This is a genomic window from Gelidibacter sp., from assembly GCF_035577925.1.
Taxonomy (GTDB): Bacteria; Bacteroidota; Bacteroidia; order Flavobacteriales; family Flavobacteriaceae; genus Gelidibacter.
Genome location: NZ_DATJCY010000069.1, coordinates 1 through 6622, shown reverse-complemented (window position 1 = coordinate 6622; position 6622 = coordinate 1). Strand labels below are relative to the sequence as shown.

General features: G+C 35.1%; 5 protein-coding genes and 2 pseudogenes. 3 read left to right on the top strand and 4 right to left on the bottom strand.

Annotated features, from left to right (window positions below; translation table 11 throughout):
• Positions 1 to 152: 152 nt before the first annotated feature.
• A pseudogene (locus VNJ50_RS15645) lies at positions 153 to 379 on the top strand (IS5/IS1182 family transposase); the annotation flags it as partial.
• Positions 380 to 682: 303 nt separating this feature from the next.
• Complete coding sequence (locus VNJ50_RS02140; RefSeq protein ID WP_325578604.1) at positions 683 to 1078, top strand: tautomerase family protein; 396 nt, start codon at positions 683 to 685, stop codon at positions 1076 to 1078.
• Positions 1079 to 1322: 244 nt separating this feature from the next.
• Here the strand turns inward: VNJ50_RS02140 and VNJ50_RS02135 are convergent, their stop codons facing one another.
• Together VNJ50_RS02135 and VNJ50_RS02130 are read right to left on the bottom strand one after the other, a co-directional pair.
• Positions 1323 to 2285, bottom strand: coding sequence for an ornithine cyclodeaminase family protein (locus tag VNJ50_RS02135; protein WP_325578602.1), 963 nt, complete (start codon positions 2283 to 2285; stop codon positions 1323 to 1325).
• Between the two features lie 185 nt (positions 2286 to 2470).
• Positions 2471 to 3385, bottom strand: a complete 915-nt coding sequence (locus VNJ50_RS02130; protein WP_325578600.1) for a dihydrodipicolinate synthase family protein — start codon at positions 3383 to 3385, stop codon at positions 2471 to 2473.
• Positions 3386 to 3619: 234 nt separating this feature from the next.
• Here VNJ50_RS02130 and VNJ50_RS02125 point away from each other — a divergent pair, with 234 nt between their 5' ends.
• Complete coding sequence (locus VNJ50_RS02125; protein WP_325578598.1) at positions 3620 to 4474, top strand: AraC family transcriptional regulator; 855 nt, start codon at positions 3620 to 3622, stop codon at positions 4472 to 4474.
• 55 nt (positions 4475 to 4529) lie between these two features.
• On the opposite strand, the gene VNJ50_RS02120 is transcribed toward VNJ50_RS02125, so the two are convergent.
• Positions 4530 to 5744, bottom strand: a complete 1215-nt coding sequence (locus VNJ50_RS02120; RefSeq protein ID WP_325578596.1) for a Xaa-Pro peptidase family protein — start codon at positions 5742 to 5744, stop codon at positions 4530 to 4532.
• A gap of 746 nt (positions 5745 to 6490) precedes the next feature.
• Positions 6491 to 6622, bottom strand: a pseudogene (locus VNJ50_RS02115) (amino acid dehydrogenase); the annotation flags it as partial.

The following is a 6622-nucleotide window of genomic DNA, read 5'->3' as shown; positions in this document are numbered from 1 at the left end:
TTAGGATAATGCTATTAAAAGTTTGCTCCCCTAATTCCGAACGCGATTTGATTTTTTGGAATTCTGTAGCAAACTCATGTAACCGTTTTGTAATTTGAGTATGATTAGGTGAAACGAACTTTCCTCTATTGTTTGGGCTTTATTGTGAGAGAAAAGAGATAAACGCCAATGTTTATTTTAATAAAAGAAATGGAAACACAGATAGGGATGAATATCTTGACCAGTTGCTTTATAATGAGCGACATATAATTGAAAGAACCAATGCTTGTTGGATAGTTTTAGGTCGTTGCTCAACAGATTTGATACATCTGTAGAAAGTTGGATAGGCTTTAATTATTTAGCTTTTATGATAATCGCTCTAAAAAAACAATTAAGAAAAACACATTTAATTTTAAAAATACTGCTCTCATATGTATGTACTATTTACTCAAAAATAATCAGAATGATCTATATCTTTTTCTCACATCTTAGCCTTTCATAATACTATATTACCCAATCGCAACATTTTTAACGCCAACAAACACATTTCAATACTATTATATAATTAAAGCGTATATATTTGACTCGCTGTCCTTAAATAATTAGGACTAATCAACAATATTAATACTGCACCAATAGTAAAGTAAGTTTACATCTATCATATAAATAATAAAAAAAGAAATAAAATTAAAAAACATAAAATATGCCAAGCGTTTTAATAGAAGTTCGAAAAGATTATAGCAAGGAAGAAGGGGTTAAAATAATTGATGCGATCCATTCTGCGCTACAAACAGCATTCAAAATTCTGCCATCAGATAAGGTTGTAAGATTGGTAAGTCATTCGCCAGACAGGTTTGCCTGCCCAACCAATTTAACTAAGCCAGAATATTACACCTACATCAATATTGATGCTTATAGTGGTCGTTCAGTTGATGCCAAAAGAAGTTTATTCAAAAGTATTGTGGATAACTTAGAACCTTTAGGAATTCCTAAGGACCATGTACTCATACTTTTGAGGGAAGCTTCTCCAGAAAACTGGGGTATAGAGGGTGGTCAGGTGGCCAGTGAAGTTGAACTAGGCTATAAGATAAATGTATAATCTAAATGACAAGAAGTCTTTTTGCAGATATAAATATACTCTCACAACACAAACCAAATAAACAAAAAAACCACAGCCGATTATTATACCGACTGTGGTTTAAAATATATTCGTGTTTGAAAAAGAAATATCGCTTTAAACCCAATTACCCTAGGTTTTAGACTCCCCTTGTCAACTAAATAAAAACGAACTGCAATTGGTTTGAATCAGATTGTCATCTCTTTTTATTGGTTTTTAGAAATTTTTATCTCATAAACAAATCATAATAATGGGTTGCAGCAGCTAAGTCCTCTAAAGCATGTCCTACAGATTTAAATAAAGTTACAGTATTGTCATCACTATCTCTTCCTGAATACGATTTATTTAACGCCATTGAAAACAAATCGGCCTTGATATCTTCTTTTGCCAATATTCCAGTTTTTAACGGAATTACGATATCGCCACTTTCTTTCAATCCACCTTCAAAAGTATCAACAAAAACTTTTGATTTTTTTATGGCATCATCATCTGCTTCACGCATATCTGGACGGTAAGCCCCAACTAAATCCACATGCTGCCCCGGTCGTAAAAATTTACCAAGAACAATCGGCGTCCCCGAAAGAGTGGCCGATGAAATAATATCAACTTCACTAATTTTGTCTTCGATATTTTTTATGGGCGTTATTTTAAAACGCTCACCACTTAAGGCATCGCAAATAGCTTTTGCCTTATCAAAATTCCGACCCCAAACAAAAACCTCTTCTATAGGCCTAACACTCGCATGGGCTTTAATCAGATTTGGCGATAATGCTCCTGTACCAAGCATTAACAGCGATTTAGAGTTTTTTCTACTTAAAAATTTCGAAGCCAATGCAGATGCCGCAGCGGTACGTTTTACCGTTAAACTTTTAGCTTCTATAATTGCTTTTATAGAACCTTTTAAAGCATCTAAATAAATATAAACGGCTTGAATGGCTGGCAAATCAAATTTACCATTGGCAGGACTGACTGTAGCTATCTTTACACCAGCATTTTTTCCTGGATTCCAAGCTGGCATGAGCAACAAAGTGGATTCCATCCCAACCTCAGGATTAGGAAAATCGTGATGGTGGCGCATGGGCACCAAAAGCTCTTTGTCTGCAAACATAATTTCCAAGTCGCTAATCAAGCTTTGAAAATTTGTGCTTTTCTCAATAAAATCGGCATCAATTTGAACTATATTTTTCATAAATCATAAGGTTTTTAATGGTTATTTTTAATGGCTCCTTCAATCTTTGCATAACGGTCATCAACTAATTGTAATGAAAACTCATGAAGCCAAGAAATCCCACTACCTAAAATAAATTAGTTAATGAGATTCTTGATTGCATTCGGATCCATTCTAACCAATGAATGCTAAATATAAAAAGAGTACTATAAATTTTTATAATCTGGTAGAGTTGGTCTTGTTTTCAAGCAATCCTCAATAACTTTAATAGCAGATACTCTTTCATCACCAATAAGTGGTAAACGTGGTGCACGTACGTTTTCGGTACCTAGACCTGTGTAAACCTCAGCCAATTTTATATTTTGAACCAATTCTGGAACAATGTCCAACTCAAATAATGGCATAAACCATCTGTGGATATCACGAGCTTCATTTATTCTACCAGCTTTGATCAACTCATACATAGCAACGGTTTCAGCAGGAAATGCGCAAACCAAACCAGCTACCCAACCATCGGCGCCAAGAACCATACTTTCAAAAGCAATCGTATCAACACCCGTCATAATCTTTAAACGGTCGCCAAAACGATTTTTGATTCGGGTGATGTTCATCGTATCACGAGTGGACTCTTTTACAGCTACGATATTGTCATGTTTTAATAATTCATCAAACATTTTATGGGTAATTTCAATCTTATAATCTACTGGATTGTTATACACCATTATTGGTAAAGACGTGTTTTTTGCAACAGCATTAAAAAACTCAATAGTTTCTCTATCGGTAGATTTATAACGCATTGGTGGCAACATCATCAAACCTGATGCACCATCTTCTTCAGCCATATTTGCAGCTTTTATGGCGCCTTTGGTGGATTGCTCTGCAAGAGTAATCATAACAGGTACTTTACCTTTTACCATGTCAACGGTTGTTTTTGTCAAACTCCGTTTTTCAGCCTCTGTCAAAGTGCTGGCTTCACCTAAAGTACCACCTAAAACAATACCATGAACACCAGCATCCAATTGTGCTTTAATATTTGTTTCAAACATCGCAAAATCTAAAGTATCATCGTCATTAAATTTTGTTGTGACTGCTGGCATAATGCCTTCCCATTTTACGCTCATAAATTTCAGTTTTTATTAATGTTAATAATTAAACAACAAAGTTATACAACAAAGACATGGACGTATAGTTCTAATTTATCAATCATTAATACTATATTACCCTATATGATATAAATATTACTATTTTTGAATAGTATAAGCTATGATTCACAATAAAAGCCTGAAATTTGAGCCTCATTATAAAGATAACCTATTGTAAAAGTACGCTTTGGATAAGCTGTTAATTTTGATTTTATGAAAGTACTTCCGTTTAAAATACCCAAACCAGAACACGATGCCTTGGTCTATCAAGAAGATATTGGAGATCTGTTTTATGATAAATTACATCAACATGAAGAAATTCAGGTGAGCTTTATTATTGAAGGCGAGGGCAAACTCATTGTTGGCGATACGGTCAATTATTACAAACCCAATGATATTATCATTATTGGAAGCTATTTACCCCATATTTTTAAAAGTGACGCTAGTATTCCTAAAAAATCTGAAATGCTCAGTTTATTTTTTACTAAAAAATCGTTTGGAAAAAATTTTTTCGAACTGGAAGAAACCAAAATGTTACAGCCTTTTTTTAATAGGGCAACACATGGTTTCAAAGCTATCTCAGAGAAAGAAAAAATGGCCGATTTATTTTTGGAATTAAGATCGGCCGAAAAATTTGATCAATTTTTAATTTTATTGAAATTACTAAAATTTGGATCTTTATGTGAATACAAAAGTTTGTCCTCTTTTATATATGAAAAAAAATACTCGGATGATGAAGGCAACAGAATGCGTGATATTTTTGAATTTACAATGACCAATTTTACCACCAATATTACTTTAGAAGAGGTCTCCGATAAGGCCAACATGACCAAAAACGCATTTTGCAAATACTTTAAGAAACGAACCAACAAAACTTATTTTCAGTTTTTAACCGAATTACGCGTAGAACATGCCACCAAGTTATTGCTTTCAAAAAACCAATTCACCATTGCTGAAATTGCATATGAATCGGGATTTAAAAACATTTCTAATTTTAATCGGCAATTTAAAGAAATTAAGAAACGAACGCCTTCAGATTACAGAAATGAAAAAAACATAATTTACTGATAATTAAATAAAAACATCCATCATCTGTTTTATTGAGAAGATAAAGCCCTAAAAACTATATTCCAAAAGGATTCTCAATTGAAAGCATAGGTTCCGTAAACCATTTTGGTCCTTGTTGGGTCATATACACATGGTCTTCATGACGAATGCCAAATTGGTTGGGCACGCAAATCATAGGTTCGATACTAAAACACATTCCAGATTCTAAAGTCGTCTCTTCATTTCTAACCACATAAGGCCATTCATGAATATCCAACCCGATACCATGTCCTGTACGATGTGGCAGTCCCGGCAAATCATAATCAGGACCTAGACCGTGAGTTTCCAGAACCATTCGCGAGGCATCATCAACCGAAGATAATGTATTGCCTAACTGTGAGGCATTAAAAGCGGCCAGCTGAGTTTCTTTTTCTATATTCCAGATACGTCTTTGCGTTTCGTTGATTTCACCAAACACGTACGTTCGTGTAATATCTGAAATATAACCATGCAGTTGACAGCCGGTATCTACAAGTACAACTTCACCATCTTCCAAGTTTTTAGGCGATTTTACACCATGTGGAAAAGAACTATCCACACCAAACAATACAATACAAAAATAGGATCCCGATGCAACACCATGACGTTTATGGGCTTCGTGGATAAAGTCTGTCACCTCTTTAGCACTGATGCCAGCATATAATATTCGGGCGACAGCTTTTTGGACCTCTAAGGTGATATTCATGATGTTCTGAATGATAGCAATTTCAGCTTCAGATTTTATCATTCTACATCCCGCAGTTATAGGCTTGGCATTAACAAGTTTAAATTTTGAATGTGCTTTTGCAATCCCATCGGTAATAAAAAATGGGGTGCTTTCATCCATAAAAACCACGCCGCCATCTACTCCATTTTCAGAACATATCTGCGCAAATAATTGATACGGACTTTCATGTTCTGCCCAACAATGGACTGTGCCTTCAATCAACATAAAATCCAGTACCGTACCTTTTTCAAAAGTGGGTGCGATATAATGCAATGATCCATCAGCAAACAATAAGGCACCAACCATACGCTCACTGGAACTCCACTTCATTCCTGTAAAATAATACAAATTGGTGCCAGCATGAACATACATGACCTGTACATTTTGCTCTTGCATCAATTTACAAGCTTTGTCTATCCGTGCATAAAACTCACTTTTTTGTATTGGGTTGATCAAATGTGCAGTGGGAGTTATTGCATTTAATTCGGCTTCAATTGTACTTCCACCTATTCCGATTGTTTTCATGAATTATTTTATTTTAAAAATTGACATTCACTTTGTGTGAAAAAGAACGCAGATGACGCTGATTTAACAGATTGACACTGATGTTTTTCTGATTAAAATTTATTCAATCAACTCTTTGCGTCCTTGCGACTCTGCGAGAATAGAACGCTGACCTGCCCGTTCGTTCAGGCGAGTGACGCCGATTAAGCAGATTGGCACAGATTTTTATTTCTGTTCAAAATTAAACATTATTTTAAAAAAGACCGGTCTTCTTTGAATATTTAAGACTGCTACTACTCTACGAAAATATGAAACTGATTTTTGGACACCGATTACACAGATTTTCACTGATGATTTCTTTGAGACTTGGCGCCTTTGCGAAAGTTATTTCACAGAGATTCGTAGAGCTGGCACGGAGATTCACAGAAAAGTATTTTGGACACTTATTAAACGTATTATACTAATTTTCAACTCCTATATACATCTATCAGGATCAATTTCGATTTCAACATAGATTTCAATTTCATTGCTGGAACGCTGATGACATTGATTCAACAGAATGGCACTGAGTTTCTCTGATTAAAACTTATTTCCCTTTCAAAACTTATTCAATCAACTCTGCGCCCTTGCGCCTCTGCGGGAATAAAACACTGATGACACTGAGTTTCTCTGATTAAAACTTATTTCCCTTTCAAAACTTATTCAATCAACTCTGCGCCTTTGCGCCTCCGCGAGAATAAAACACCGATCAAAATTAATTATTTACCCTAAAATGTTCTATCTGGATCAAACGCATCGAGATCCAATGTCGTTTTTTTGTTTGAAATCACTTCCGAAACGAGCTTACCAGTAGCAGCACCCAATGACCAACCCATCATGGCGTGGCCCGTGGCAATGGT